The organism is Kibdelosporangium aridum (genome assembly GCF_900176515.1).
GTDB lineage: Bacteria > Actinomycetota > Actinomycetes > Mycobacteriales > Pseudonocardiaceae > Kibdelosporangium > Kibdelosporangium aridum.
Genome location: NZ_FWXV01000005.1, coordinates 491747 through 517183 on the forward strand (window position 1 = coordinate 491747; position 25437 = coordinate 517183).

Annotated in this window: 25 protein-coding genes; 12 read left to right on the top strand and 13 right to left on the bottom strand. The window is 66.0% G+C overall.

All coding sequences use genetic code 11. From position 1 onward, the window contains the following. Position 1 precedes the first annotated feature (1 nt). The 3 genes from B9C43_RS29600 to B9C43_RS29610 are packed head-to-tail and all read right to left on the bottom strand — an operon-like array spanning position 2 to position 3163. Positions 2–889, bottom strand: coding sequence for a carbohydrate ABC transporter permease (locus tag B9C43_RS29600; RefSeq protein ID WP_235038905.1), 888 nt, complete (start codon positions 887–889; stop codon positions 2–4). A 1-nt stretch (position 890) separates the two neighbouring features. Further along, the gene (locus B9C43_RS29605) at positions 891–2111 is read right to left on the bottom strand and encodes a sugar ABC transporter substrate-binding protein (RefSeq protein WP_200825736.1); all 1221 of its coding nucleotides are present in this window, start codon (positions 2109–2111) and stop codon (positions 891–893) included. 44 nt (positions 2112–2155) lie between these two features. After that, a complete protein-coding gene (locus B9C43_RS29610; RefSeq protein ID WP_200825737.1) occupies positions 2156–3163 on the bottom strand; it encodes a LacI family DNA-binding transcriptional regulator in 1008 nt (335 codons plus the stop codon). Between the two features lie 160 nt (positions 3164–3323). Between B9C43_RS29610 and B9C43_RS29615 the strand changes: the two genes are divergently transcribed. Next, positions 3324–4475: an RICIN domain-containing protein gene (locus tag B9C43_RS29615; protein ID WP_084430212.1), complete on the top strand. Its 1152-nt coding sequence runs from the start codon at positions 3324–3326 to the stop codon at positions 4473–4475. Between the two features lie 126 nt (positions 4476–4601). Then, positions 4602–5933: an amidohydrolase family protein gene (locus B9C43_RS29620; RefSeq protein WP_084430213.1), complete on the top strand. Its 1332-nt coding sequence runs from the start codon at positions 4602–4604 to the stop codon at positions 5931–5933. On the opposite strand, the gene B9C43_RS29625 is transcribed toward B9C43_RS29620, so the two are convergent. Beyond that, positions 5922–7181, bottom strand: a complete 1260-nt coding sequence (locus B9C43_RS29625) for an extracellular solute-binding protein (RefSeq protein ID WP_160096768.1) — start codon at positions 7179–7181, stop codon at positions 5922–5924. The genes B9C43_RS29620 and B9C43_RS29625 overlap by 12 nt on opposite strands. Before the next feature lie 17 nt (positions 7182–7198). Next, positions 7199–9058: a vWA domain-containing protein gene (locus B9C43_RS29630; RefSeq protein ID WP_143446671.1), complete on the bottom strand. Its 1860-nt coding sequence runs from the start codon at positions 9056–9058 to the stop codon at positions 7199–7201. Positions 9059–9193: 135 nt separating this feature from the next. Here B9C43_RS29630 and B9C43_RS29635 point away from each other — a divergent pair, with 135 nt between their 5' ends. Next, positions 9194–10624 carry a flavin monoamine oxidase family protein gene (locus B9C43_RS29635; RefSeq protein ID WP_084430216.1) on the top strand — a complete coding sequence of 477 codons (1431 nt, stop codon included), beginning with the start codon at positions 9194–9196 and terminating at the stop codon, positions 10622–10624. Here the strand turns inward: B9C43_RS29635 and B9C43_RS29640 are convergent. Both B9C43_RS29640 and B9C43_RS29645 read right to left on the bottom strand, forming a co-directional pair. After that, positions 10621–11628 (bottom strand): lysyl oxidase family protein, encoded by a 1008-nt coding sequence (locus B9C43_RS29640; RefSeq protein WP_084430217.1) that lies wholly within the window; start codon positions 11626–11628, stop codon positions 10621–10623. The genes B9C43_RS29635 and B9C43_RS29640 overlap by 4 nt on opposite strands. Before the next feature lie 72 nt (positions 11629–11700). Further along, positions 11701–13092: an MFS transporter gene (locus B9C43_RS29645; protein ID WP_084430218.1), complete on the bottom strand. Its 1392-nt coding sequence runs from the start codon at positions 13090–13092 to the stop codon at positions 11701–11703. Positions 13093–13133: 41 nt separating this feature from the next. On the opposite strand from B9C43_RS29645, the gene B9C43_RS29650 reads away from it, so the two are divergent. Continuing rightward, on the top strand, positions 13134–13718 hold the full coding sequence (locus tag B9C43_RS29650; protein WP_051895363.1) for a TetR/AcrR family transcriptional regulator: 585 nt from the start codon (positions 13134–13136) through the stop codon (positions 13716–13718). After that, positions 13718–14428, top strand: coding sequence for a class I SAM-dependent methyltransferase (locus B9C43_RS29655; protein ID WP_084430219.1), 711 nt, complete (start codon positions 13718–13720; stop codon positions 14426–14428). The genes B9C43_RS29650 and B9C43_RS29655 overlap by 1 nt, the downstream gene beginning before the upstream one ends. Here B9C43_RS29655 and B9C43_RS29660 read toward each other — a convergent pair. Further along, on the bottom strand, positions 14409–15230 hold the full coding sequence (locus B9C43_RS29660) for an NADP-dependent oxidoreductase (RefSeq protein WP_084430220.1): 822 nt from the start codon (positions 15228–15230) through the stop codon (positions 14409–14411). The genes B9C43_RS29655 and B9C43_RS29660 overlap by 20 nt on opposite strands. A 77-nt stretch (positions 15231–15307) precedes the next feature. Between B9C43_RS29660 and B9C43_RS29665 the strand changes: the two genes are divergently transcribed. Continuing rightward, positions 15308–16159 (top strand): AraC family transcriptional regulator, encoded by an 852-nt coding sequence (locus tag B9C43_RS29665; protein WP_084430221.1) that lies wholly within the window; start codon positions 15308–15310, stop codon positions 16157–16159. A 116-nt stretch (positions 16160–16275) separates the two neighbouring features. Here the strand turns inward: B9C43_RS29665 and B9C43_RS29670 are convergent, their stop codons facing one another. Beyond that, positions 16276–17613, bottom strand: coding sequence for a PepSY-associated TM helix domain-containing protein (locus B9C43_RS29670; protein ID WP_084430222.1), 1338 nt, complete (start codon positions 17611–17613; stop codon positions 16276–16278). Positions 17614–17703: 90 nt separating this feature from the next. Between B9C43_RS29670 and B9C43_RS29675 the strand changes: the two genes are divergently transcribed. Continuing rightward, positions 17704–18708 (top strand): carboxylate-amine ligase, encoded by a 1005-nt coding sequence (locus B9C43_RS29675; RefSeq protein ID WP_143446672.1) that lies wholly within the window; start codon positions 17704–17706, stop codon positions 18706–18708. Further along, positions 18705–19667, top strand: coding sequence for an iron-containing redox enzyme family protein (locus B9C43_RS29680; RefSeq protein WP_143446673.1), 963 nt, complete (start codon positions 18705–18707; stop codon positions 19665–19667). Before B9C43_RS29675 ends, B9C43_RS29680 begins: the two co-directional genes overlap by 4 nt. Here B9C43_RS29680 and B9C43_RS29685 read toward each other — a convergent pair. The 3 genes from B9C43_RS29685 to B9C43_RS29695 are packed head-to-tail and all read right to left on the bottom strand — an operon-like array spanning position 19618 to position 20935. After that, positions 19618–19854, bottom strand: coding sequence for a CDGSH iron-sulfur domain-containing protein (locus B9C43_RS29685; RefSeq protein ID WP_033382952.1), 237 nt, complete (start codon positions 19852–19854; stop codon positions 19618–19620). The genes B9C43_RS29680 and B9C43_RS29685 overlap by 50 nt on opposite strands. Then, positions 19838–20491 (bottom strand): HemK2/MTQ2 family protein methyltransferase, encoded by a 654-nt coding sequence (locus B9C43_RS29690; RefSeq protein ID WP_084430224.1) that lies wholly within the window; start codon positions 20489–20491, stop codon positions 19838–19840. The genes B9C43_RS29685 and B9C43_RS29690 overlap by 17 nt, the downstream gene beginning before the upstream one ends. A gap of 39 nt (positions 20492–20530) precedes the next feature. Continuing rightward, a complete protein-coding gene (locus B9C43_RS29695) occupies positions 20531–20935 on the bottom strand; it encodes a DUF6098 family protein (RefSeq protein WP_033382954.1) in 405 nt (134 codons plus the stop codon). Between the two features lie 90 nt (positions 20936–21025). Between B9C43_RS29695 and B9C43_RS29700 the strand changes: the two genes are divergently transcribed. The 3 genes from B9C43_RS29700 to B9C43_RS29710 are packed head-to-tail and all read left to right on the top strand — an operon-like array spanning position 21026 to position 22241. After that, a complete protein-coding gene (locus B9C43_RS29700) occupies positions 21026–21526 on the top strand; it encodes a hemerythrin domain-containing protein (RefSeq protein WP_084430225.1) in 501 nt (166 codons plus the stop codon). Between the two features lie 36 nt (positions 21527–21562). Beyond that, positions 21563–21832 (top strand): hypothetical protein, encoded by a 270-nt coding sequence (locus tag B9C43_RS29705; RefSeq protein ID WP_084430226.1) that lies wholly within the window; start codon positions 21563–21565, stop codon positions 21830–21832. A 55-nt stretch (positions 21833–21887) separates the two neighbouring features. Then, a complete protein-coding gene (locus B9C43_RS29710) occupies positions 21888–22241 on the top strand; it encodes a DUF1330 domain-containing protein (protein WP_033382956.1) in 354 nt (117 codons plus the stop codon). On the opposite strand, the gene B9C43_RS29715 is transcribed toward B9C43_RS29710, so the two are convergent. Continuing rightward, positions 22229–22912, bottom strand: coding sequence for a J domain-containing protein (locus B9C43_RS29715; protein ID WP_084430227.1), 684 nt, complete (start codon positions 22910–22912; stop codon positions 22229–22231). The genes B9C43_RS29710 and B9C43_RS29715 overlap by 13 nt on opposite strands. A 304-nt stretch (positions 22913–23216) precedes the next feature. Here B9C43_RS29715 and B9C43_RS29720 point away from each other — a divergent pair, with 304 nt between their 5' ends. Beyond that, positions 23217–25436, top strand: a complete 2220-nt coding sequence (locus B9C43_RS29720; protein ID WP_084430228.1) for a PQQ-dependent sugar dehydrogenase — start codon at positions 23217–23219, stop codon at positions 25434–25436. Position 25437 lies beyond the last annotated feature (1 nt).

A 25437-nucleotide genomic window follows, 5' to 3' on the forward strand; every position in this document is an offset into this window, starting at 1 on the left:
ATCACGTCTTCGGCCGCAGCAGCCGGAACTGCAACACGGTCAACCCGACGATCACGGTGAACAGCACGTAGCTCATCGCGGCGGCGTAACCGTAGTTGCCGAAGCCGAACTGGTTGTAGATGTAGTACGAGACCGTCAGCGTGCGGTCCAGGGGAGTGCCCTGGGTCATCACGAACGGTTCCTCGAACACCTGCAGATACCCGATCCCGGTGATCACCGCGGCGAACAACAGCGTCGGGCGGAGCATCGGCAGGGTGATGCCGCGCAACCGCTGCCACGGGCCAGCTCCGTCGATCTCCGCGGCCTCGTACAGCGTCCGCGGGATACTCTGCAAGCCAGCGAGGAAGATCACCATCAACGTGCCCATCCCGCGCCACGCCGCCATCACGATCAGACTCGGCAACGCCAGGTCCTGGTCGGCCAGCCAGTTCGGCCCGTCGATGCCGACCAGCCCGAGCAACCCGTTCACCAGTCCGCTCTCCGGGTGCAACAGGAACCGCCACACCACGGCGACCGCGACTATGCTCGTCACGACCGGCAGGTAGTAGCCGACCCGGAACACCGTGCGGAACTTGGTGATCCCGCGGTCGATTCCGAGAGCGACGGCCAGCGCCAGCGCCATCGTCAACGGCACACCGATCACCACGAACTGCACGGTGTTCCACGCGGCCTGGATGAACCGCGTATCGCTGAACAGCTGGATGTAGTTATCGAACCCGATGAAGCCGACATTGAGTGGCGTCCGCAGGTCCGTGCCGCGGATGTCGCTGAAGCTCATGCCCAGCGAGGCGATCACCGGCCCGGCCATGAACACCAGGAACAACACCGCGAACGGCAGTGCGAACGTCCAGCCGACGATCGTGCGATGGGTGGCGCGGGACAGCGCCACGTCAGTTCCCCGTGCCGATCGAGTTCGCCGAGGCCTGCATGGTCTTCAGCACGTCCCCGACGGGTGCGCCGTTGGCGGCCTGCTCGATCCCGCTGTCGATGGTCGCGGCGACCTGCTCCCACGTCGGGATCGACGGCGGTGCCTTGGCGACCTTGAGCTGCCGGGAGAACACCTGCAGGAACTCGTCCTTGGCCAGCACCGGATCCTGCCATGCGGCCTGGACCGCGGGCGGATCGGCCTGGATGGTGAACCACTCGGCCTGGACTTGCGGCCTGCTCAGGTACTTGATGAACTTCCAGGCGCCGTCGCTGTTCTTGGCCGACTTGAACACCACGAGGTCACCGCCACCGGCGAAACTCGCCGCCCGGTCGCCCTTGGGCAGTTCGGTCACGCCGTACTTCGACTCGAACTCCGGCCCGCCCTGCTTGAGGATGACCGACCGGTCGTACGCGCCGGAGATGAACGCGCCGATCTTGCCGTTGACGAAGTCCGCCACCTGGGCGCCGGGCACCAACCGTTCCGATGAGGACAGCCGGGACTTGTGGAAGGACGTGTAGTACTCCAGCGCGGTGCGCATCTGCGGTGTGTCCATTGTGAACTTGCCGTCGCTGCCGACGAGTTCGGCGCCCGCTTGCCAGCCGAACGGCATGAACGTCTGCCACGCGCCGGACCCGGCTGCCTGGAGGTTGATTCCTTGTGCCGCGCCGCCTTTGTCCTTCATGGCATGGGCGAAGGACTTCAGCTCGTCCCAAGTGGCCGGTGGTTTGACGCCTGCCTTCTCGGCCAGATCCTTGCGGTAGTAGAGCGACCGTGTGTCGGCGTACCACGGAACTCCGTACGACGTGCCGCCGACCTCGGTCGTGGCCCACAGGCCGGGGAAGAAAGCGTTGCGGTCGAAGGAAGACGGCGTCGGCTGCAGTGCGCCGGTCTTGGCGAACTCGCCCATCCACGTGGTGCCGACCAGGCTGATGTCCGGTGTCTGACCCGCGGCGATCGAGTTCGCGATCTTGTTGTGCGCGCCGTCCCACGGCACCGGCGTGACCTTGACCTTGGCTTCGGGGTTCTCCCGTTCGAAGCCGGCGGCCAGCTTGCCCAGGTTCTCGCCTTCGCCGCCCATGGCCCACACGGTGATCTCACCGGTGGCTTTGCCTTCGCTGACGGCGCTTGCTTGGGTTGGTGCCGCGCCGGTCTGCGTCTCGCGACCGCACGCGGCGATGGTCAACAGGCTTGCTATAAGGACAACGAGACACCTCACTGTGCTCCTCCTTAAGCGCTGTGTCCCCCGCAGCTGTTCCTGATCATCAGTTCGGTCGGCAGCACCCGGTGGATCAACTCGGTGCGGGCACCGGCGATCCGTTCGTCCAATGCCGCCGCGGCCAGCGCGCCCAGTTCTCGCATCGGCTGGCGGACGGTGGTCAAGGCCGGCCTGGCGAACCGCGCGGCCATCACGTCGTCCCAGCCCGTGATCGCCACGTCGAGGCCCAGTTCCTCGGCGGCGAGCATCGCTCCCAGTGCCACCTCGTCGTTGAAACACACAAGCGCGTCCGGCCTGTTGGGCGCCTGCAACAGCGTGGTCGCGGTCGTGTACCCGGCGTTCTCGTCCGCACCGCACGGTGCGATCAGACGGCGCCTTTTGGCTTCCTTCAACGCTTTCGACACGCCAGCCCACCGGCCTGCCGCGTCGGCGGACGCGTTCGGGTCGCCGAGGTAGACCACCCGGCGATGGCCGTGACTGAGCAAATGCTCGGTCAGCTCGTACGCGCTCCGCTCGTTCTCCGTCGTGATCACGTCCGTGCCCGCGACTGCCGGTCTGTTCAGCAGCACCACCGGAATGCCAGTGGCCACGACCTCGCGGACCACCTCGTCGCTCACGGTCCGGCCGAACAGCACCATCCCGTCGACCCGGTCTGCCAATGACAACACCGCTTGTGCGGCATCTTCTCTGTCTCGTGTGGACAGAATCAGCACGGACCTGCCCCGCTCGGCCGCCATCTCCTCGTAGCCGAGCACGACCTCGGTGTAGAAGGGGCCGGACAGGTCGGGGAACACGATCCCGTTCGCCGCGTGCTTGCGCTCGGCGAGCGCCACGCCCAGCCTGCTCGGCCGGAATCTGAGCTCTGCCACCGCCTTTCGGACTCGCTGCTCGGTCGCGGGTGCCACCGGCTGCGTGCCGTTGAGCACCCTGGATACCGTCGCAGGAGAGACGTTAGCGCGTTGCGCCACGTCGTAGATAGTGGCCGGCACCTCGGAAACCGGTTTCACAACCGCTTTCATGGCTCGGAGCGTGCCACAAAGTGCAGGTGACGTAAAGACTTCTACCCACATTCGGCGCGTTCAGCGGTACTCAGGTGCGGCTTTCGAGCGGTTCACCAAGCGTGGCAACGCTACTACGTTCCGGGGTTGGAAACCGGTTTCACCACCATGAGGAGGGGAGATGCGCAGACTTGTCACCACGGCCATCGCGGCCATGACGTTCTCGGGCCTCGCAGTCGCCGGATCGACGAGCGCGCAGGCCGCGCCTGTGCCGGGCGCCGCATGCACGTCGGCGGACCTCGGCAAGCGACACCATTGGGTCGAGACAGCCGAGATCACGCCGACGATCACGCACTACACCGCCGTCAACGTGACCGAAGGAACGACCGGCTTACGCGAGTACGAGCTGACACAACAGACTGTGGTCACGACCGAGGTCAACAAGAGCGCCGAGATCGGCACCGGCGCGGAGGCGCTGCTCAAACTGGTCTCGATCAAGGTCGGGTTCAGCACCAAGACGTCGAAGGCGACCACGGCCATCGAGCGGCTGAAGATCGTCTGGAACTTCAACCAGCCCGGGTACTACGGCCTCTACAAGGGAACCCGCGTGGTCCAGGGCACCCACGTATCGCTGAACTGCTCGGCGGTGTCCCGTGCGGGTGAACCCGCGCGCACCGAGTGGGTTCGCAGGCCAGGTGGCACGTACACGACCTTCTCGTTCATCGAGGAGGGGTCCATCAGTTGTGATGACGCCGTCCCGCCCAACACACTCCGCGCCTTGGCCAGGGCGCAACTGGGCTGTGAAGGCGCAAAGCCCAAGCCTCAGCCTGCGCAGATCGGTGGCGGCACGGACTCCGACGTCGGCGTGCAAGGCCTGCCAGCGGGTTTCGTGTGCGAACCGGGCTACTACCGCATCTCCACCGGCAACCAGGACGCGCTCAGCGGTTCTGCTGAGGCCGTCATGCTGCTGCCGTGGACCAATGGGACGCACCAGCACTGGCGGGTGTGCCACAGCCCGTTGACGGCCGAGTTCCCGGAATACGCCTTCCTGGCAAGGAAGACGAATCGATGCCTTGAGGTGCCGAGCAGGCAGGTGGCCGACGGTGTGGCGCTGAAGGTGGACGGGTGCAAGGGCAGCGTCAACGACAAGCACCACCGGTTCTACGTCTACAAGGACGTGGCGCCGTCCAACGCGGTAGGCATCCAGAACATGCACTCGATGTCGATGATCGCACCGCTGAACGGCGAACCCGGGCCCGAAGTTCCGTTGGCGCAGTACGCTTCCGGCCAGGAGAACGGCTCCGGCACGTTCCAGCTGGAGAAACTGCCGTAGCGCCGGCGTTGCCTCGCGGGCGGTGCGTGCGCTCGCGAGGCAACGGCGAGTTCTCGACACCCTGCGACTCGTTTCATGCGGTTGAATCTGATTCAACGTTCAACGACTTTCACGGGGCAGGGGAAAATGTCGCAGCGACTACTGATCAGCAACGGGTACGTGGTGTCGGTCGACCCGCAGGTCGGCAACCGGCGCGCGGACGTGCTGGTCGAGAACGGCAAGATCACCGCCATCGGCACCGGCCTGCCGACCGGCGACGCGGAGGTCATCGACGCGACAGGCACCGTCGTGATCCCCGGCTTCGTCGACACGCACCGGCACACCTGGCAGACCGCGGTGCGTGGGCTGCTGCCGAGCTGCACGCTCGACGAGTACATCGGCGTGATGATCGCCAAGCTCGGCGGGATCTACCGGGCCGAGGACGTCTACGTCGGCAACCTGATCGGCTCGTTGGAGGCGCTGAACGCGGGCATCACCACGCTCGTCGACTGGTCGCACTGCAACAACACACCCGAACACGCCGACGCGGCGATCCGTGGACTGACCGAGGCCGGCATCCGGTCGATGTACGCGCACGGAACGCCTGCTCGTCTTGACTACTTGACGGACGCGTCCAAACCTCACCCGGAGGACGCCCGTCGCGTCCGCGAGCAGTACTTCTCCTCGTCCGACGGGCTGCTGACGTTCGCACTCGCCCTGCGGGGACCGGGCTTCGGGCCAGCCGAAGTGTACGAAAAAGACTGGCAGCTGGCACGTGAGCTGGACGCCCGGATCACCGTGCACGCGGGCATGCGGGTGACCGGGCTACGCACGGAACCGATCAATGACCTGCAGCGGTCCGGACTGCTCGGCCCGGACACAACGTATGTGCACGTCAACGAGTTGAGCGAGGACGAGTTCAAGCTGGTCGCGGACAGCGGCGGCACGGTGTCCATCGCCCCCTATGTCGAGATGATCATGGGGCACGGGCATCCGCCGACCAGCCGCTCACTGGCCGCGGGTCTTGCCCCGGCGCTCAGTGTGGACGTCGTGAGCACGGTTCCCGGCGACATGTTCACGCAGATGCGGACCACGTTGGCGCAGGACCGTATTCAGAGTTTCGGCGACGACCCGGATGTCCCGTTCCAGGCGACGTTGACGGCCGAGGACGTCCTTCAGTTCGCGACTCGCAACGGCGCCGCGGCGTGTGGTCTCGACCATCGGACCGGGACGTTGACCGTCGGCAAGGACGCCGACATCGTGTTGATCCGTGCGGACAGCATCAACACCATGCCATTGGTCGACCCCGTCAGCACCGTCGTCACCAGCGCGGACACATCTAATGTGGACACCGTGATCGTCGGCGGGGAGATCCGCAAACGCGACGGCAAGCTCGTCGGCGTGGACATGGCACGGCTTCGGACACTCGCCGAGAATTCCCGCGACTGGGTCATCGCCGAGGCAGGGCTAGCACTTTAGGGCGTCGGTTAGCCGCTGGGTGGCGTCAGGCGGCAGCCCGCCGCCACTCAGCAGCATCGGCCTGACGATGCCGCGGAACGTCTCGGCGAACCGGACGTAGCACGGGGTCACCGGGCGGAGTTTGGCGTTGTTGATGGCATCCAGCAGCACTTCGGCATAAGGGCGTTGGCGCTGGACCTCGGCATCTCGGTACACGACTTCGCGCGTGGCCGCGAACCCGCCACGCTCGAAGAGGATCTGCTGGCTGCGTGGGCTGGTGAGGAACTCGATCAACGCGCGAGCCGCGCGCGGCTTGGTGGATTTGCTGGACACGGCAAGGTTCTGGCCGCCGAGCACGCTGGGACCGGGCAGCGCGGCCACGGCGAAGAAGGCGGGTTGATTGGCGTCATCCGCCGCCAGGCTCTGCAGATTGCGGAACGCCACCGGCCAGTTGCGCATGAACGCGACCTTGCCCTCGCCGAACGCGGTCATGCTCGAGGTTTCGTCGTGGTCTGGTGCTTCCGGCAGGATCAGGCGCGGATTGCTTGTCGCGCGCAGTCCGTCGGCGAGTCTGCGCAGGCCAGCGCGAGCCTCAGGCGAGTCGATGCGCACCGTGCCTTGCTCGTCGACGACCTCGCCGCCCTCGTCCCAGATCGCTTCCAGGGCGTTGACCACCAATCCTTCGTAGTCGGCGAGCTGCGCGGTGTAGCCCGCCGCCAGGCTGGTGTTGTGCGGCTCGGCGAACAGCCGCCGCGTCTCGTCGGCGATGTCGTCCCATGTGGACGGCTTCTTCACGCCGGGATTGCGGTAGTACATCAGACCTGCGTCGGCGTTGAACGGCAACGCCCACAGTTTCCCTTCATACCGGGCGGTCCGCAGTGGCTTGGCCAGGAAGCCGTCCGTGTTCACGTCCTCAAGCGGCAGCACGTAACCGCGTTCGGCGAACAAAGCCGTCCATGCCACGTCGAGGTTGTAGACGTCAACATCGGCACTGTTGGACTGGGCGTGCGCGACCATCTCGGTGTACTGCTCGTCCGCGCCGAGCGGAAGTTCTTTGATCTTCGCCTGGTTGTTCGGGTGCATCTGGTTCCACTGGTCGACCAGTTCCTTGCGCTGGCCGCCGTTGCTCTGGTCCTTGCCGGACATGATCACCAGCTCGCCTGGTTCGAGCCCGGCCTCATCCGGCGATGGCCACGCCACCAGTGCCCAGACCAAAGCGGTGGCCAACACACCCGCCGACGCGCCGAGCCCGAACGATGACCACTTCACTGTCGAGTCCTCCCCAGTCACACGCCCTGCAGCAGGCTGGCCAGGTCGGCGGACAACGTGTCCACACCTGCCTGACGGCATCCGCCGCCGGTCCTGCTCGTCAGGTCCATCAACACCTGGGTCCCGCAATTGGCCTCACCGAAGGCCAGCACAAGCACCCGCACTCCGGTCTGCGCGGCCAATTGGTCCGGTGACACGTCGTTCACGTTGTTGTTGCCGTCGGTCACAAGAACCAAGACGCCGCCCTGGCCCACGGTGTGCATGCCATCGAGGATCGCGCGATGCTGCGGCGTGTTCCCGGCGGGCTGGACCTGCCCGATCGAGGCCAGGTCGACCTGGCGCACACCCATCGTCGAGGAGAAGACGTTGTACGACATCGGGGCGTGTTTACCCGCCACCTCGGTGATCGCCTTGACGGCCAGTTCGTACCGGGTTTCCGCACCGACGCGTTCGCGCATCGAACCGGATGCGTCCAACGAGATCAGCACCCGTCCGGTCGTGCGGACTGCTTGCTGGATCGTGAGGAGCTCCGCGCGAACCCCAGCAGGGGGACTGGTCAGCTTGTCCTTGGCGTTGGCCACCGGTCCGCCTTGCAGCACACCGTTTTCCTCCGACAGCGGCGCCTGCAGCGGTGTTCCCGGTGGCGGGCGGAGCCGTTGCAACACCATCGCGGTACGGCCATCCGGGCTGTCCAGCCAGGATTTGAAATCCTCGGCGGCCTTCTCCTGCGCGGCGCTGCGCCGCACGCCTGCCCACTGCAGCATCACCAGCGGGAGATCCAAGGTGTGCGTGTCCACTGGGTACACCGCGAACATGCACTTTTCCGGGCCGTTACGGGCATCGCAGCCACGACCGCGGGCACCGCGCCGGACTTCCTCGTTGTACCGGATCAGGTCCAGCTCGGAGAGGACCATCGCCGCGGCGGAGGGGCCGAGTTCATGTTGCCTGCGCAGCAAGGCTGCGACGCTCCCACCGGGAGGATACTGGCCTGCCCGCATGGAACTGTCCAACCAGGATTCGATCGACCGCGCCCGTTCCGGACTCGATCGCAAGTGGACCGTGCCGCCTTCGCTGGCGTAGATCGCCACGGTGGCGAACTCGCTGACGGTCGACCTGGCCGGCCGGACAAGGCCGATTCCGGCTTCCTGCAGCTGCCGGATCAGCGCGGCCCACGTCTGTCCTTTCCATTCCGGCTGCTTCGGGTCGATCCCGCTGGCCGCGGGCACCGCGAGGACGACAGGGGTCGACCCGATCGAGTCCGTGATCTTCATCCCTGGGCCGAACCTGGTGATCTGACCGCGGGTGTACACCTCGTCCACGTGCATCTTGGTCTCCGGCAGCCAGATGTCCGGCCGCGGCGCCTCACGCAGGTACTCGTCGGTCCACTCGGCACTGATCCCTTCGGCCGCCCTGGCCGCGGGCATCGCGGACACGTGGACTTCCACCGGACGGCAATCGCCGTTCCGTTCGGCCACGGCGTCCTCGAACTGGTTTGCCAGGGTCCGGTAGGGCGCCAGCAGCTCCGGTGTCGTCAGCGCCTTGACCTGCGTCGACTGTGCACAGGGGACGAACACGTCCTCGATCGCCTGCGCGATCCAGGGTTTCGCCACCCACATCACGCCACTTGCCACCGCGCCAACGACAACCACGGCACCGATCCGCCGATACGGCAGTCTGCGCAGCCAGCGCAGCACGAGTTCGACCATTCCGGCGCCGACCACGGCGAGAAGCAACGCGCCGAGCGTGAACGCAGTCCAGCCGAGCACACCGTCCGGTGGGTCTGTCACAACGGCGACAGTGACTGTCCCGATGGCGATGAGCGCGGCGTTGATCACCTTGGTCCGGCCGGGTTCCGCCGATGGAACTTGACCGTTCATCGTGTCGAGCACACCTCCCCGGGCAGACACCTTAGGCGGCGAGGGAAGGAGCTTTCCGTTTTCGGCCACTTCCGGACAGACAATCACTCTGCAGGACCAGCGGAACCATCCGAACGGGTTGTGGCTCTGCCTGGTATGGATCGAAGAACTCTGCTACGCGTAGCCGCGGCCGTTCCGGCGGCTTCCGCTGTCGGCGTTTCGTCAGCGTGGGGTGCCGCGGCGAGCGGTAACCGCGTTGTGGTGCTGGGTGCGGGCTTGGCGGGACTGACCGCCGCGTACAACTTGATGCGACACGGATACGACGTGATCGTCCTGGAAGCACAGAACCGCCCTGGCGGGCGCGTGCAGACCGCACGGGAGGGATTCGTGCGCGGCGGGCACGCGGAGCTCGGCGCTATCCGGATCTTCGAGACGCACGAGCACACCCTCAAGTACGTCAACGAATTCGGACTGCAGCTGGTGCCCTACGACACCGGTCAGCGGGCGTACTTCATCCAGGGCAAGCGGTTCCTGCACCCGCCACAGGGAACCGCGTGGCCGCTGGACGGGTTCGGGCCGGGGGAGCAGCCCGATCCGGTCACGCGGATCTTCGAGATCCTCGGGTCGGGAATCGCGAAGCTCGGCAACGTGTTCGACCCCGGCTGGCCGGGAAGCGTGCCGTCGGCCGTCGAACTCGACCAGCACACGCTCGCCTCCTACGGGCGTTCGTTGGGTGCGTCGAACACGTTGCTGGAGATGTTCTACGCCCAGGAAGGCCGATGCGGGGAGTGGAACGCGGCAGCAGTTCTGGCGATGGAGGCCGTCAGTTTCGGCTCCACCCCGCAGAGCATCAAGGGCGGCAACGACAAGCTGCCGTACGCCTTCGCAGCCGCGCTGGGCAAGCGGATCAAGTACAACAGCGAGGTCATCCGGATATCCCAAGACGAACGTTCGGTCCGGATTGGATATCGGGACCGCTCCGGGCGCCACGAGATCCGCGCCGATCGCTGCGTGTGCGCTCTGCCGTTCGCGCCATTACGCCGCGTATCGACGGATTTCACCGGCACCAAGGCCGACGCGATCGCCAAACTGCGGTACTTCCCGGCCGCGCGCTGCTACTTCCAGACCCGCAGCCGGTTCTGGGAGAAGGATCCACTCGGGCCGCTCGGCGGCGTCAACCTCGTCGGTACCGACACGATGGCGGGCCGCATCTGGAACACCAGCTCGCAACAGGCCGATCCGCGGTTCGGCATGATCCAGAGCTACATGTTCGACACGGATGCCCTGGCGTACGCCGGATACGGCCGTCGCCGGGTCGGCAGGATGCGCACGATGGTCGAGAACTTGTTGCCTGGCAGCAGTGGGCAGCTCATCGGGTGCGCTGAGAAGGTGTGGCAGGAGGACCCGTGGGCAGGTGGCGGTTGGGGCTGGACTCGTCCCGGCGAACTGACCTGGATGCGTCCGGCGATGATGCAGCCCGCAGGGCGAGTGCATTTCGCGGGCGAGCACACGTCACTGTGGATCGCGTGGATGAACGGCGCCATCGAGTCAGGTGAACGGGTGACGCAGGAGATCCTCGCGGCCTAGTGGTGCCGGCGGTGCTGCTTCGGGTGGTGGATCTGGTCGCTGGACACCCTGGGGCGCAGGTCTTTCCCGGTCGCGCAGCGGTCCGCGCCCGGGCAGCCGCGCAACAGGGTGACCTTCGGCGGCTTGGTGATCACGGTGGGCGCGTGGTGGGCGCGATCCGGCCACTGGATGGCGAAGGCCATCGACGAGGTGTTGTTGTCGTAGTTGGTCTCCAGCAGGGACCGGTTCGCGTTCACCGTGTTGACCAGGTCGTACGTCCCCGACGGGACGTGCGTGATGTCCAGCCACTGGAAGTCGACGTCGTAGCGGTAGTCATCGCCGTTGCCGACCGAGATGCCGACTTTGACGTCGGTCACTGACGGATCCTTGAAGGCGCATTGGTTGTCCTGCAAGTACTCCGACAGCCGGTACTCGGGGGTGTCGGCGTCGCGGGCCGCGTTCGGCAGGGTGTCGAAGTCGGCGTTGATGTACCGGTCGCCGAGGCAGAAGCCGTTCTTGCGGTCGCGTACAACGGTTTCGCCGTCAGGGGTGCGCAGCTGCATCTGTTCGAAGCCCATCAGGTGCCAATGCTGGTGCATCGGCGCGGGTTCGTAGTACATCGAGTTCGCCGTCTGCTGCCGGGCCTCGGTGTAGGACGCCGGGATCTGGCCGTGTCTGCCTTCCTGGAAGGCTTGCCGGACGTCCATTGTGTCCGATTGGACGTCCCGGCGGCCGAACAGCAGCAGCGGTCCGTCGCCGACGTTGTCCTCAGCCGTGGTGAACCGCAGTCGTACGGCCCGGATCGCGCCGGAGGTGACACAGTCCCCGTTCGGCGCGTCCGGGTCCGTGACCATGCAGACGTCCCAGTCGTAGCACTCGGACGGGTCGCCGGCGTACCCACCGGGACAGCCCGGCGGCCCTTGACGCAGGTCCGGAAGCAGCAGCTGCTCGGTCGCGCTTGTCGGGGTGATGACCACGATCGCCGTGAACACCGCCATCGTGCCAGCGATCCAGGTCCTTCGCATGGCGCCACAGCTTAGTGATCTTCACGTCCGGAATGTCCATCCTGGACGCAGATGCACCCGGCTGGGTGACGACTAGACGAACTCCGCTTCGCGGGCAGGCAACCACAACGCCGCGAGTGCGGCGGTCACGAGCATCACGCCCGCGCTGACCAATGCCGTCGTGGCCAGCCCGTCGAAGAACGCGGCCTTGCCGGCCTCCGCGATCGTGCGCCCGCCGAGTTCCGCGGCCATCACGCTACCCAGGATCGCGACCCCCAGTCCCGCGCCGAGCTCGAACGACGTCTCCTGGATCGCCGCCGCACCACCAGCCCGCTCCGGCGGCGCGCTCGTCATGATCGCCTGCGCGCCCGCGGTGGCGGCGATGCTCGCGCCGATGCCGAGGCCGACGAAGCCGAGCACGATGATCACGTTGTCCGAGCTTCCGCCGAGCAGAGCGAACAGGCTGAGCGACACCGCGATCAGGCCGAACGAGCCGGCCAGCGCGATCCGCATGCCCAACTTCCGAACGATCGCTCCGGTCAGCGGGGACGCCAGCAGGCTCGCCAGTGCGAGCGGCAGCAGCCACACGCCGGTCGTCAGCGGGCTGAAGCCTTCGTACACCTGGAAGTACTGCGTCAGGAAGAACACCACGCCGAAGAACCCGAAGAACGACAGCAACACTGAGAGCGTCGCGGCCGTGAACCGCTTGGCCTTGAACAGCGACAAGTCCAGCAGCGGGCTGTCCAGCCGGTTCTGCCTGCGGATGAACACGGCGCCGAGGACCAGCCCGGCTGCCAGGGCCACCGCCGCGGTCGTCGAGGCGTGACTGGCCAGTTCCTTGATGCCATAGACGATCCCGACGATCGACGCCATCGACAACACCACACTCGGCGGGTCGAAGCGGCCCGGGTTCGGGTCGCGCGACTCCGGGACGTGCACGATCGTCAACGCGACGGCCACAACGATGATCGGCAGGCTGGTCAGGAACACCGATCCCCACCAGAACCGCTCCAGCATCGCCCCGGCCACGATCGGCCCGATCGCCGCCCCGGCCGCAGCGGTGGACGTCCAGATACCGATCGCGAACGCCCGTTCGCGGTCGTCGGTGAACACCGTCCGGATGATCGACAACGTGGCCGGCATGATCATTGCCCCGCCGATGCCACGCAGCACGCGCGACAGCAACAAGATCGTCGTGGAGTCCGCGGCCGCCGCGACCACGGACGCGACGCCGAACAGCACCATTCCCGCGATGAAGAACCGCTTGCGCCCCAGGCGGTCACTCGCAGTGCCCGCCGTGACCAGCAAACCGGCCACGACCAGCGAATACAGGTCCACGATCCACAGCAGTCCGGTCGCGCTCGGCCGCAGCGACGCGGCGATCGCGGGCAGCGCGACGTTGAGGATCGTGTTGTCCATCGCCACGAGCAGCAGCCCGCTGCACATCAGCCCCAGAACGAGCCAGCGATTGTCTCGTACTTTCATACCGTATGACGGTACAGTATCGCCGTGAGTAAGGTAACCCCATGAGCCCACGGCGAGCTGGCGGCGAGAAACGCGCGGAGGTCCTCAACCACGTGGTCGAGGTGCTGGTCGAGCGGGGCTACGACCGCACCCGCTTCACCGACGTGGCGAAAGTGGCCGGCGTGGCCGTCAGCACGTTGCAGTTCTACTTCGGCTCTCGCGACGACATGCTTGTCGAAGCGCTGCACTTCTCCTGCGCTCGCGAGGTCGAGCGCCTCGCTGCGATCAAACCCGATGCGCCACCGTGGGACCGGCTCGTCGCGTTGGTCGACCACTCGCTGGATCCGAACGACCTGAACATGTGGCGGGTGCTGATCGAGTTCTGGTATGCCTCGATGCATGACGAGGAACTCCGGGAGCACAGCGACAAACTGCAGCGCGACTGGAGCCGTCCGTTCTTCGACGCCATCAGCCGCGGCGTCGAACAGGGGGTCTTCAAGGTCGACAACGTCGAGAACATGGTGACACTGCTGGTCGGCATCCTTGACGGCCTGCTGCTCCCGCAGGTCCTGCGGCACAGCTACTACGACGTCGAAGGGGTTCGGGCGACGGTGCTTGATGTTCTCGCCAAAGCATTGGGGGTCTGATGTACGACGAGGGCTATCAGCGCTGGCGGGCCAGTGCCAGACATCTCGCCTTGTTCGGCGAGGGCCTGCCTGACTCGATCCAGCCGTTCTCGTTCGTTCCCATGCAGGGCATGGAATTCGTGTCCTCGCTGCTGGCTCTTTCCCCTGGCAGCACGCTGGTCGACTTCGGCTGTGGCCGGGGCGGGCCGGGGATGTGGCTGGCCGCCCAAGCCGGTGCCGGTGTGATCGGCGTCGATTCCTCGAAGGTGGCTGTCGCGGACGCTGCTTCGCGTCAGGATCTCTTTCCTGGCTTGGCTTCGGCTCGTTTCGTGGTCGCGGACGTCGCCGATACGGGGTTGCCGTCAGGGTGTGCCGATGCTGTGGTGTCCATTGATGTGTTGCAACTCGTGCCGGATCCGGCCGCGATGGTCCGGGAGATCACGCGGGTGTTGAAGCCCGGTGGCCGGGTCGTGGTGACCACGTGGGAGAACACGGGCGTGGAAGTCGAGCGCTTTCCCAGCGACATCCCGGGTCTGTTCACGGAAATGTCCGATGTGGAGGTTTACGGCCGCCCGGAGTGGCTGCCCCGGCAGTACGCGATCTACGACGCCGCCGTCGAGGCCGACGACGGCACAGACCCCGCCATCGCCGACCTCGCCAAGGAGGCGAAGATGATCGAGCCGTTGCGGGAGAACTCACGCCGGCTCGTGGTCACCGCGTCGCGACGATGACCTTGCCGCGGAACTCGCCGGCTTTCCGGTGCACCTCGGCCATCGCATCGAGCGGATAGCGCGCCGTCACGTCCACTGTGACCAGTCCAGCGTCGATCATTTCGACCAGTTCGGCCAGCATGTCCCGGTTGTAGCGCATCACGACGTGTTTCGTGGGCACGTCGGCTTCGACCGGGGCGGCGGCGGAAATGACCAGTTCACGCGCCGGGGGAGGCCATGGCGGGGGAGTGCCGACCAAGTGGATCATCACGTCGACCGGGGTCTTCGGCACTTGCCTGGTGTAGTCGATCACTTCGTCGGCTCCGTAGCCGTGGACGGCTTTGGTGCTACGGGAACTCGCGGTGGCGATGACGTAGGCGCCTTTCCTTTTGGCCAACTGGACGGCGAAGCTCCCGATCCCGCCGCCCGCGCCGTTGATCAGTACCTTCTGGCCTTTGGTGACGTACTCGACCACCTGCCACGCGGTCAGGCCGGCAAGCGGGATCGCGGCGGCATCGCGCAGCGGAATGCTCTGGGGTGCAGGCACAATCCTGTCCGTCGGGGCGATGGTGAACTCCGCCGCCGCACCGCTGTCGACGAAGCCGACAACGGGCCGGCCGTCGTGATGTCCCGCGAGATCCCACCCGAGGGTGTGCGGGAGTTCGATCTGGAAGATCCCTTGGCGGACAGCCAGTTCCGTCGGGTTGAACGACGTCGCCTCGGTGTCGACCAGTACTTCGCCGTCGCCCGGCGTGGGGATGTCGATGTGGTCGATCCGGATGACCTCGGGACCGCCGTGCTCGTGGATTCGTGCAACCTTCACAAAAGAGGACCCTATGGCGGCAAAATGAGACGAACCATGGTTTTCAGTCTTCGATTTATATGAGATCGTCTCGATCTGTGGATCTGCTCAGCGACGTGATAGCGGTGATGCGAACCGGCGAGCCCCGTTCGGCCAAGATCGCGTGGCGTGCGCCGTGGAGCCACTGGTTCGACCCGGTCGCGGGTGCGGCGGGCTTCCAGGTGATCCTGCACGGCAGCTGCTGGCTCACCAGGCCCGGCCATCCACCCCTTGAGCTGCGCGAAGGCGACGTGGTGTTCATGGCCCACGGCCAGGGCCACACCTTGAGCTCGGACCCCGCGTCCCACGCGACCGGAGCCCAGACCGTGACCCTGTGCGGTGCCTACGAGCTGGACCCGAGCCGAGCCCATCCACTTTTGCTGACTTTGCCCGAAACTATCCATCTCCCCGCCCGGCTGGGCATCGACCTGCGGCTGGCCATCGAACTGCTGAGCGCTGAGCTGACCGAGCCACGCCTAGGCACCCAGGCGCTCGTCCCGGCGTTGCTTGAGTCCTTGCTGGTGTACATCCTGCGCACGTGGTTCTCCGCTGAGGACTCACCGGGCTGGGCGCACGCCCTGCGCGACCCCGTCGTCGCGTCAGCCCTGCACGCGATGCACCAAAACCCCGCTCACCCGTGGACAGTCGCGACCCTTGCTGCTGTCGCCGGACTGTCCCGCGCCCCTTTCGCCCGCCGGTTCGCCGAAAAGGTGGGGCAGCCGCCACTCACGTACCTGACGTGGTGGCGGATGACCATCGCCGCCCAGATGCTCCGCGACACAACGGATCCCATCGGTGTGATCGCCGGGAAAGTCGGCTACGCCTCGGAGTTCGCGTTCGCTACCGCGTTCAAACGGCAGTTCGGCCTGCCTCCCGGGAAGTACCGCCGCGGTCAGAACGGTGGTGGGTAGACCGCCGGCCGGTAACAGGCGATCAGCCTCGTCCACCCGCCAGCTACCGCTGCCGATCTGGTAGCGAGCCCCGATCGCCCAGCGGTCACTGCGGTAGCGGTCTACCCGTCGCCGTCCTAGGACCGGGCCCTGACGCGGCCGACGATCCAGTCGATCACCAGGAATCCGGCCAGCGAAACACCGAGAACCGGCAGATACCAGGCGAGCGCGGCCGTGACCACGATGAGTCCGATGAGGACTGGTTTGGGGACGCTGCGCCACGCCCCACGCGGGAACGGTCGGCCGAAGCCCTTTGTCGGCCTGCGATGCCACCACATCCGGTACCCCCAGATGATCATCGCGAGCAAGGACACACAGACCGCTGCCAGTACGAGCTGGTTCGCCAGACCGAACAACATCCCCATGTGCGCGTCGATGCCCCAGCGGGTCAGCTTGGCGCCCAACGGGTAGTCGTCGAACCTGAGCTTGGCCAACACCTCGCCGGTGCCCGGGTCGATCGCGACCGAGTCCTGTTTGGTCGGCCATGCGCTCTGGATCTGTTTGACCACATAGGCTTTACCGGGCCCGGACGGCACGGCAACCTCGACAGGACCGTCCAATCCGGAGCCACGAGCGATGTTCAGCACCTGGTCGACGTTCGCGCCCGTCACCTGACCGCCGCCACCGTGATGCTCGCCGTGACCGCCGTGGTCAGGCACGCTCGCGGGAAGCGTTGGCGTCTCCCACGACAGCGCCGCACGAACGTCGTCGACCGTTTCGCCGGCGTACTGCGACCACGTCAAACCTGTTGCCGACAGGAACAGCAGGACAATCGCGACCCAAGTGCCGGTTGTCGCGTGCCACGACAGCAGTTTCCGGCGGCCCTTGCCCTTGGCTGGTCTGCGGCGACCCCACCACAGGATTAGGCCGCCGAGCACGACCACCCAGAGCCAGCTCGCGGCCAGTTCGCTGTACAGCCGTCCGAAGTCGCCGAGATGGAGGCCTCGGTGCAGCTCGTCGATCCAGGTACGTACGGGACCTGCCTGGCTGGAGCCGTATGTTTCGAGAGTGCCGCGGACCTCACTGGTGTACGGGTCCACATAGGCCGTCAGCCAATGGCTGGCCGCCAGGTCTGACCGGCTGAAGATGACCTGCGTCGAGGCGTCTTCGGCCTCGCCAGGGCGGACACGCACGAACGTCGCGTCCGGCAATGCCCGCTGTGCCGCCTCCACCTGAGCCTGCAGCGGCTGCCTCGCCTGCCCGACCGGAACGGTCAGCTCATGGGCGTAGATCGCCCGCTCCAACTGCGGCGTGAAGATGTACAACAACCCGCTCAACGCGGCGACGAACAGAAACGGCCCGACGAACACGCCCAGGTAGAAGTGCAGCCTCAGCAGCAACGGCCGTAAGGATCCCCGTCTGGCGCTCTTCGCCGGCGCGGCGGTGTCCGGCTCGATCAGTTCGTCGGTCGTCATCGTCGTCCTCGGATTTCGCAGGGTGTTGGACAACGAGTCGGATGAAACCGCCGGTTGGTTCCCGGCCACTTTGCTGGGTACACCGTCGAAGTGACGATCGGAGTGGAAGAGGAGTTCCTGGTGGTGGATCCGGTTACCCGCCGGACCGCGCCCTACGCGGACTTCGTGCTCAAGCAGGTCGGGCGGTTGCCTGCCGGTGCGCGTGTGCACCCCGAGCTGCTCAACACCCAGGTCGAGTTCGCGACCGGGGTTTGTCAGACCGTCGATGAGCTGCGGGGTCAGTTGGCCGCGGGTCGTGCCGAGCTGAAGGCGGCCGCGGGCAGGGAGAAGCTGGGGCTGGTCTCGTCGGGCACCGCTGTGCTGTCCGGGGCGGATGTGCATCTGACCGCTGGGGCGAGGTTCGAGCGGATCGGGGACATCTACCAGGGGCTGGTTGAGGACTACCAGGTCTCGGGCTGCCATGTGCACGTGGGGATCTCCGACCGGGACACGGCCATCGCCGTGATCAACCACATGTCGTACTGGCTGCCGACGTTGCTGGCGTTGTCCGCCAATTCGCCGTTCGACAATGGGCGGCACACTGGGTACGCGAGCTGGCGGATGATTCAGCAGTCGCGGTTTCCTGGCAGCGGGTTGACGCCCTGGTTCGGTTCCGCCGCCGAGTACGACCACTTCGTCGACCAGCTGGTGGATTTCGGCGTTCTGGTCGACCACGCCATGACCTTCTGGCTCGCGCGGCCGTCTCCGCGATATCCGACGATCGAGGTGCGGGTGGCGGACGCGGCGGCGACCGTGGACGAAGCCGTCCAGCAAGCCGTGCTGACCGAAAGATTGGTGCGGTACGCACTCGCCGAACTCGATGCCGGGCGCGAGGCGAAGCCGATCGGCGACCAACAGGCGAAAGCGGCAGTCTGGGCGGCTGCCCGCCACGGCATCAACGGTCCAGCCATCGACCTGAGGTCGGGACGTCCGGTGCCTGCCCGGCAGTTGCTGACCGAGTTGACCGATCTGCTTGGGCTGCCGCCAGTGCATCCCAGGCCACGGGTCACGGGCCACCCGGTGGCCGTGGTCGACGCCCTCATGGAGGACCTGTGAAGCTGCCCGAGCCGCGCGGCGACCTTTCCGCGGCCGTGATCGATCTACTCGGCGGGACCAGCAAGGCCCTGCCCGAGGTCGATCACGACCCCTATGGCGAAGACCTCCAGTTGGCGCTGCACACCGCGTACGAACTGCACTATCGGGGTTTCCCGGACGTGGATCCCGAATGGGAGTGGGACCCCGATCTGCTGCGGTTGCGGCGCGACATGGAAAAGGTGTTCCTCGCAGCGCTGCGGGAAGACGTGCCCGGCGGTGACGACATCTCCGGTGTGCTGGCGCAGTTGCTGGTTGAGCCGGTCGACGGCGAGGGAGTCAGCCACTTCCTCAAAGACGACGGGGAATGGTGGCAGATACGGGAGTATTTCGTACACCGCTCGATCTACCACCACAAAGAGGCCGATCCGCACATCTGGGTCGTTCCCCGGTTGCAAGGCCGGGCCAAAGCGGCACTGGTCGCGGTCGAGTTCGACGAGTTCGGTGGTGGCCGTGCCGAGCGGCTGCACTCGCAGCTGTACGTCGACCTGTTGGCCGGGGCCGGACTGGAAACCGGCTACCTGCACTACCTCGACGACGTTCCGGCCCAGATGCTGGCCGTGGTGAACATGATGTCGCTGTTCGGGCTGCACCGCGCATTCCGAGGTGCGTTGGTCGGCCACTTCGCCGCTGCGGAGATCACCACGGCGCCCAGTGCGCAGCGGATGGTCAAGGCGCTCAGCCGGTTCGACGCGGACGAAGCCTGCCTGCACTTCTACACCGAGCACATGGAGGCGGACGCGGTCCACGAACAAGTGATGCGCCGTGACGTCATCGGTGATCTTCTCGACCGCGAGCCCGAGCTGACCGAATCGGTTGTTTTCGGTGTCCAGGCAACAGAACTGCTCGAGGAGCGGTTCGGCGAGCACGTCCTCAGTTCGTGGCGGGCCGGGCAGTCGTCGCTTCGTCGGAGGACGACCTGACGCGGGTTCGGTGGCTGGTATCGCAGAACGGATACCGTTTGCTGCGACGGCATGCGCAGATCGCGACGACGAACCGGTCGGACTGGACCACGGTTCCGTCGTCCATGGTGAGCTCGACCGGCCCGTCGATCAGGATCGGGCCACCAGGTACGACGACCACGCGGCGCGCGTCATTGGCTTGTGACATCGGCCCGGATCACCACCAGTTCTTCGTGCCGCTGGCCTGGTTCGATGAGCCCGGCCGACTCCAGCCATGCTGCCCGTGACCGCATGACCGGCCCGAACGGAATGACCTGCCGGGCGATCACGGCCGCCTTCAGGTTCGCGCCGCGCAACTGGTGCACGGTTGCGTCCGGATCGCACAGTTCGGAGTGGACGATCAAAGCCATGCCTTTGTCGTTCAGCAGCAAGGGAATGACTGCGCAAAGCCGGTTGAGAACGGCTCTGCCGCGGTCTCCGGCGTCCCATGCCCTTGCCTTACCGCTTCCCGGAACATCTGGTGCCGGGACGTAGGGCGGGTTGGCGAGCACCACGTCAAAGCGTTCGCTACCAACAAGATCGCCGAAATGACCGCATATCGTGCGGATCGGCACGCCGTTGACCCGTCCGTTCATCCAGGCAGCCGCGGCCGCCCGGCGGGACACGTCGACCGCGGTCACCTCAGCCGCGCCGAGTTGCCCGGCTGTCACGGCAAGCGCCCCGGTACCAGTGCATACATCCAAAACGGTCGCTCGTGGCGGAAGCGGCGCGGTCCGCAGCGCATCAGCCAGAAGCCAGGTGTCCTCCTGGGGGCGGTACACGCCGGGAGGTCGGAGCAGCCACATAGGACTTCTGTTCCCGTCGGCGGACCAGTCAAACGGCTTTCAAGCGCTGGACTTCCCCGCGTTCATGCGTTGCGTGTAGCGCTGCTGCGCCTCGGCGAGCAACTCGTCACCCAGCCACGCGATCGGGGTGACGTTCACGAGCAAAGGCTCGTTGTCCGGGCCGTGGCTGGTGACCTCGCCGGTCAGCACCCACGGGCGGGCACCCTCCTCGAGTTTGCGGAGGTACTGGCAGATCCGGCGGGCCATCCAGTCCTCTGTGGGCAGTGTCCACCACGACGGCGGACGCAGCGGGTTGGCGGAGTGGCCGGGCATCTGCAGGCCGCTTTCGTGGTCCACGCTGGGATGCGCCGCGTCGGCCTCCGGGCCGGGCGAGTAGCGCAGGAACAGCGGCAGATCCATGGCCATGAGCTCGATCAGCTGATCGAGCTTGGTCAGCACGGGCATTCCCACGCCGCTGGCGTTCCCGGCATTGGTCGTATTAAACGTACGAGCCGGTGGGTAATCCCGCAGTGTCCGTACTGACTTGGAGGAGCCATGTCCACCGACGCCATTGTGCTGCTGAAGGAAGACCACAAGGAGATCCGCAGGCTGTTCACCGAGTTCGAGAACGCGGGGGAGAACGCGACAGCGACCAAGGGCAGGCTGGTCGACAAGATCCTCGAACTGCTCACCGTGCACACGTACATCGAGAACGAGTGCATGTATCCGGAAGTGCGCAAGCTCCTGCCGGAAGTCGAGGACGACGTGCTGGAGTCCTATGAGGAGCATCATGTGGCCGACGTGCTGTGCGTCGAGCTGTCGATGATGAAGCCGGAGGACGAGCGGTTCGACGCCAAGACGACCGTGCTGATCGAGAGCGTCAAGCACCACATGGACGAAGAGGAGTCCGAGTGGTTCCCGAAGGTCCGGGAAGGGCTCGGCCGCAAGCAGCTGCAGGAGATCGGCGCCAAGATGATCGAGCTGAAGAAGAAGGCGCCGCGCAAGCCCTCGCAGCCGAGCGCGCTGAAGAAGGCCGTCGACGCGATACTCTCGTAAGTGGCGGGGACGCCACCAGGGGAAATGGAGCAGCCGATGACCGAGCCGGATCCGAACATCATCGACGCCGAGATCGTCGAGACACCGCCGGTCAAGGCGCCCGAGTTCGACTACACCGACGGCGGCGTGCCCACGTTCGACTACGTCCGCGACCGGATCGAGAACCGGATGGCCACCTCGATCGGCGCCAACGAGCTGGCCGAGGGCATGCCCGAGGCCAAGTCGATCGACGAGCAGATGGCCGAGCGGGAGCAGGCCGGGCGCGACAAGCTGGAGGAGATCCGCAGGCAGCTACGTGGCGAGTAATCGACAGCGTTCTCTTCCTCGGAGAGGGTGAGGATATCCGAGAAGGAGGACGAAAATGACCGCTTACGGACTCGCTCACCTGCGTCAGGCAGGCCCACTGCACGACGACGTCTACGAATACCTGGAGCGAATTGACGCCACGTTGAAACCGTTCGGCGCGAAGTTCCTCGTGCACGGCGGCAAGATCGAAGTTCAGGAGGGCGTATGGCCGGGAACGCTCGTCCTGATCGAATTTCCCAGTATGGAAGTGGCGAAGCAGTGGTATGAGTCGCCCGGCTACCAGGAGATCCTGCCGCTACGCCGCAACCACCTGGTGGGCGACGTCATCCTGGTCGAGGGCGTCGGCGAGGACCACGACTCGGCGAAGTTCGCCGCCGAACTGCGAGCGGCCGCCGGTCACAGCCGGTAGCCGAGGTCCAGCAGCTTGGCGATCGGCGGATGGTCCACGAGCCGCTGGTGGAAGTCGGCGGCGTGCTGGCGGATCTCGGTCGCTCGCTTGCTGATCGGCCACAACCCGGCGACCAGCAGCGCGATGATCACCACCCACGCCAGCACCAGCACGACCAGGGAATGCGACGGCTCGAAGAGCAACCACAGGTAGCCGATCATCGCGACCAAGCCGAGCAACGCCGCCACCAGCATCCCGAAGCCGACCCGGGATGATGCCGTCGCCGTCTGCAAGGCCGAGATCATCCGCCGGTCTCGCACGTTGACCCGCTGCGACCAGCACCAATCGCAATAGGGCAGGTCCACCTGCTGGTCGGGGGCGTCGAGCTTGGTCAACACCACCACGAGCGGCCGCCGGGCCGTGCGCATCCCGCAGCACCAGCAGACCATCCGCTTCCACCGGTCCGGTCTTCGCCGGGTCTTCGTGGTGGTGGTCTGGTGCGTGGCGAACTTGCTTTCCGTGCGAGTCGCCCGCACTTTCCGATAGGCCTGCTGAATCAGCTGGAATGTGTCGACGTTGCCGCCGTTGTCCGGATGTGCGCGTCGGACAAGCCTGCGGTACGCGGACCTGAGTTCAGCGTCCGATACCGACTGGGGTACGCCAAGAATGGCGTAGTAGTCGACATCCGGCATGGCTCAACACAGTACCGCCGGTTGTATCCCCCAACTGTGTCACTTGGCACGCAGCAGCCACCCGGGACAACGGTGTCAGCGGTGCCCTCGAGGGTGACCAGCGCTGTTGTCGTCGCGGAATGGATCACACCCGGCGACGGACAGCGACCGCGCTGGTCCACTTGGCACGGTCACATCCGCTCATCGGGCCCGTGTCCAGTGTGCGATGTGCACCAATTGGCCGATCCTGCTACCGCCGTCTGTCCGATTTGCGATGTCCGCGACGAACCCCATCCCGTGTCGATTCGCCGAGGGGAACCGTCGCATGAAACGACTTCTGACTGTGCTGGCCGTGCTGGCCGGCGCGCTGGTCGCGTTACCTGGCGGGCTGGTGGCATCCGCCGCCGTGCCCGCAGGTTTCACTGACACAGCAGTGATCTCCGGACTGTCCGCGCCGACTCAGGCCGCGTTCGCTCCCGACGGACGCGTGTTCATCGCCGAGAAGAGCGGGATCATCAAGGTCTATGACGGTCTTGGCGACACCACGCCGACCGTGTTCGCCGACCTGAGGCCGCAAGTGCATGACTTCTGGGACCGTGGCCTGCTCGGGCTGGCACTCGACCCGCAGTTCCCGGCCACGCCTCATGTCTACGTGCTGTACACCTACGACTACCTCGGGTGGGGCGATGTCTGTCCCGACCCGCCTGGCGCGACCAACCAAGGCTGTCTCGTCCAAGGCAGGCTGTCGCGGCTGATCGCCAACGGCAACACGGCTTCCGCCGAACAAGTCGTGCTGACCGACTGGTGTCAGCAGTACCCAAGCCACTCCATTGGTTCGCTCGCTTTCGGACCGGACGGCGCCCTGTACGTCAGCGGCGGCGACGGCGCGAGCTTCAACTTCGCCGACTGGGGCCAAGTCGGCAACCCATGCACAGACCCGCCCGGTGCCGCTGGCACGAACCTCAGCCCGCCAACGGCTGAAGGTGGCGCGCTGCGTTCCCAGTCCGTCCGTCGCGCGTCCACCCAACCGCGCACATTGGACGGAACCGTCATCCGTATCAACCCCAGTACCGGTGCGGGCATGCCTGGCAACCCGTTCGCTTCGAGCACGGACGCCAACGCCAGGCGCGTGATCGCCTACGGCTTGCGTAACCCGTTCCGGATGGGAATCCGGCCCGGCACCAACGAGTTGTGGGTCGGCGATGTCGGGTGGGGAACGTGGGAAGAGGTCAACCGGATCAGCAACATCGGCGACGGTGTTGCGGAGAACTTCGGTTGGCCGTGCTACGAAGGCAACGCCCGGCAGTCAGGTTACGACAATGCCAACCTCAACTCGTGTGAAAACCTCTATGGCACAGGGCAGAACGCGCCACACCTCGCGTACAACCACAGCAATAACGTGGTCTCGGGGGACGGATGCCCGACCGGCAGCTCGGCGGTCGGCGGAATCGCGTTCGAGAACAACAGCAATTATCCGGCCGAGTACCGTGGTGCTTTGTTCTTCGCTGACGCCTCGCGCGGATGCATCTGGGCCATGCGCCGCAACGCATCCGGTACCCCTGACCCGTCGATGATCACGCCGTTCGTGACCGGCGCCAACGTGCCTGTGCACGTCTTGTCCGGCCCTGGCGGCGACATCTTCTACGTCACGCTGAACGGCGGCCAGCTGCGGCGCGTCAGCTATCCGACCGGCAACCGTCCGCCGACAGCCGTCGCCACGGCCAACCCGACCAGCGGCGCGCTGCCGTTGAATGTGCAGTTCAACGGTTCCGGGTCGAGCGATCCCGATGCACAGACCTTGGCCTACGCGTGGGACCTTGACGGCGACGGCGCGTTCGACGACTCGACCGCCGTGAACCCGACATGGACCTACACCACGGACGGGATCGTGTCGGTCAAACTCCGGGTGACCGACCCGGGTGGACTGAGCGACACCGCGACAGTGGTCGTGACGGCGGGCAATCCGGTCAACCCCGACCCGGTTCCGGTGATCGACAGCCCGGACTCGTCGTTGCGCTGGAAGGTCGGCGACCCGATCACGTTCTCCGGTCATGCCATGGACGCGCAGGATGGCTCACTTCCTGCGAGTGCGCTGTCCTGGCAGCTGATCCTGCAGCACTGTCCGAGCAACTGCCACTCGCACACAGTGCAGAGCTTCCTTGGGGCGGGGAATGGGAGTTTCTCGGCTCCTGATCACGAGTATCCGTCCTATTTGGAGCTCGTGCTCACCGCGCGCGACTCCAGTGGACGTACCGGAACGACATCGGTCCGGCTTGATCCGCGGACCGTGCAGCTGACGTTCGCCAGCAACCCGTCGGGACGGACGCTGACGCACTTCAGCCAATCGGCGACGGCACCGTTCACCCGGACTGTGATCGTGGGTTCGGCCAACTCGATCAGTGCGCCGAGTCCGCAGGGCAGTGGACTGGTCCGGTACTGCTTCCGGTCGTGGTCCGACGGTGGCGCGCAGAGCCACACCATCGTGGCTCCGGCGAGCCCGACCACGTACACGGCCAACTTCCGGACCGCGCTGCTGTCGTGTTAGC

What these genes read in the sequence shown, in the direction of transcription:
- B9C43_RS29700 (WP_084430225.1), top strand. Translation starts at nt 21,026, where the DNA reads ATGTCCACCGACGCCATTGTGCTGCTGAAGGAAGACCACAAGGAGATC.
- B9C43_RS29685 (WP_033382952.1), bottom strand. Translation starts at nt 19,854, where the DNA reads ATGTCACAAGCCAATGACGCGCGCCGCGTGGTCGTCGTACCTGGTGGC.
- B9C43_RS29615 (WP_084430212.1), top strand. Translation starts at nt 3,324, where the DNA reads ATGCGCAGACTTGTCACCACGGCCATCGCGGCCATGACGTTCTCGGGC.
- B9C43_RS29630 (WP_143446671.1), bottom strand. Translation starts at nt 9,058, where the DNA reads ATGAACGGTCAAGTTCCATCGGCGGAACCCGGCCGGACCAAGGTGATC.
- B9C43_RS29710 (WP_033382956.1), top strand. Translation starts at nt 21,888, where the DNA reads ATGACCGCTTACGGACTCGCTCACCTGCGTCAGGCAGGCCCACTGCAC.
- B9C43_RS29695 (WP_033382954.1), bottom strand. Translation starts at nt 20,935, where the DNA reads ATGCCCGTGCTGACCAAGCTCGATCAGCTGATCGAGCTCATGGCCATG.
- B9C43_RS29655 (WP_084430219.1), top strand. Translation starts at nt 13,718, where the DNA reads ATGTACGACGAGGGCTATCAGCGCTGGCGGGCCAGTGCCAGACATCTC.
- B9C43_RS29640 (WP_084430217.1), bottom strand. Translation starts at nt 11,628, where the DNA reads ATGCGAAGGACCTGGATCGCTGGCACGATGGCGGTGTTCACGGCGATC.
- B9C43_RS29645 (WP_084430218.1), bottom strand. Translation starts at nt 13,092, where the DNA reads ATGAAAGTACGAGACAATCGCTGGCTCGTTCTGGGGCTGATGTGCAGC.
- B9C43_RS29705 (WP_084430226.1), top strand. Translation starts at nt 21,563, where the DNA reads ATGACCGAGCCGGATCCGAACATCATCGACGCCGAGATCGTCGAGACA.
- B9C43_RS29690 (WP_084430224.1), bottom strand. Translation starts at nt 20,491, where the DNA reads ATGTGGCTGCTCCGACCTCCCGGCGTGTACCGCCCCCAGGAGGACACC.
- B9C43_RS29650 (WP_051895363.1), top strand. Translation starts at nt 13,134, where the DNA reads ATGAGCCCACGGCGAGCTGGCGGCGAGAAACGCGCGGAGGTCCTCAAC.
- B9C43_RS29635 (WP_084430216.1), top strand. Translation starts at nt 9,194, where the DNA reads ATGGATCGAAGAACTCTGCTACGCGTAGCCGCGGCCGTTCCGGCGGCT.
- B9C43_RS29670 (WP_084430222.1), bottom strand. Translation starts at nt 17,613, where the DNA reads ATGACGACCGACGAACTGATCGAGCCGGACACCGCCGCGCCGGCGAAG.
- B9C43_RS29715 (WP_084430227.1), bottom strand. Translation starts at nt 22,912, where the DNA reads ATGCCGGATGTCGACTACTACGCCATTCTTGGCGTACCCCAGTCGGTA.
- B9C43_RS29720 (WP_084430228.1), top strand. Translation starts at nt 23,217, where the DNA reads ATGAAACGACTTCTGACTGTGCTGGCCGTGCTGGCCGGCGCGCTGGTC.
- B9C43_RS29620 (WP_084430213.1), top strand. Translation starts at nt 4,602, where the DNA reads ATGTCGCAGCGACTACTGATCAGCAACGGGTACGTGGTGTCGGTCGAC.
- B9C43_RS29610 (WP_200825737.1), bottom strand. Translation starts at nt 3,163, where the DNA reads ATGAAAGCGGTTGTGAAACCGGTTTCCGAGGTGCCGGCCACTATCTAC.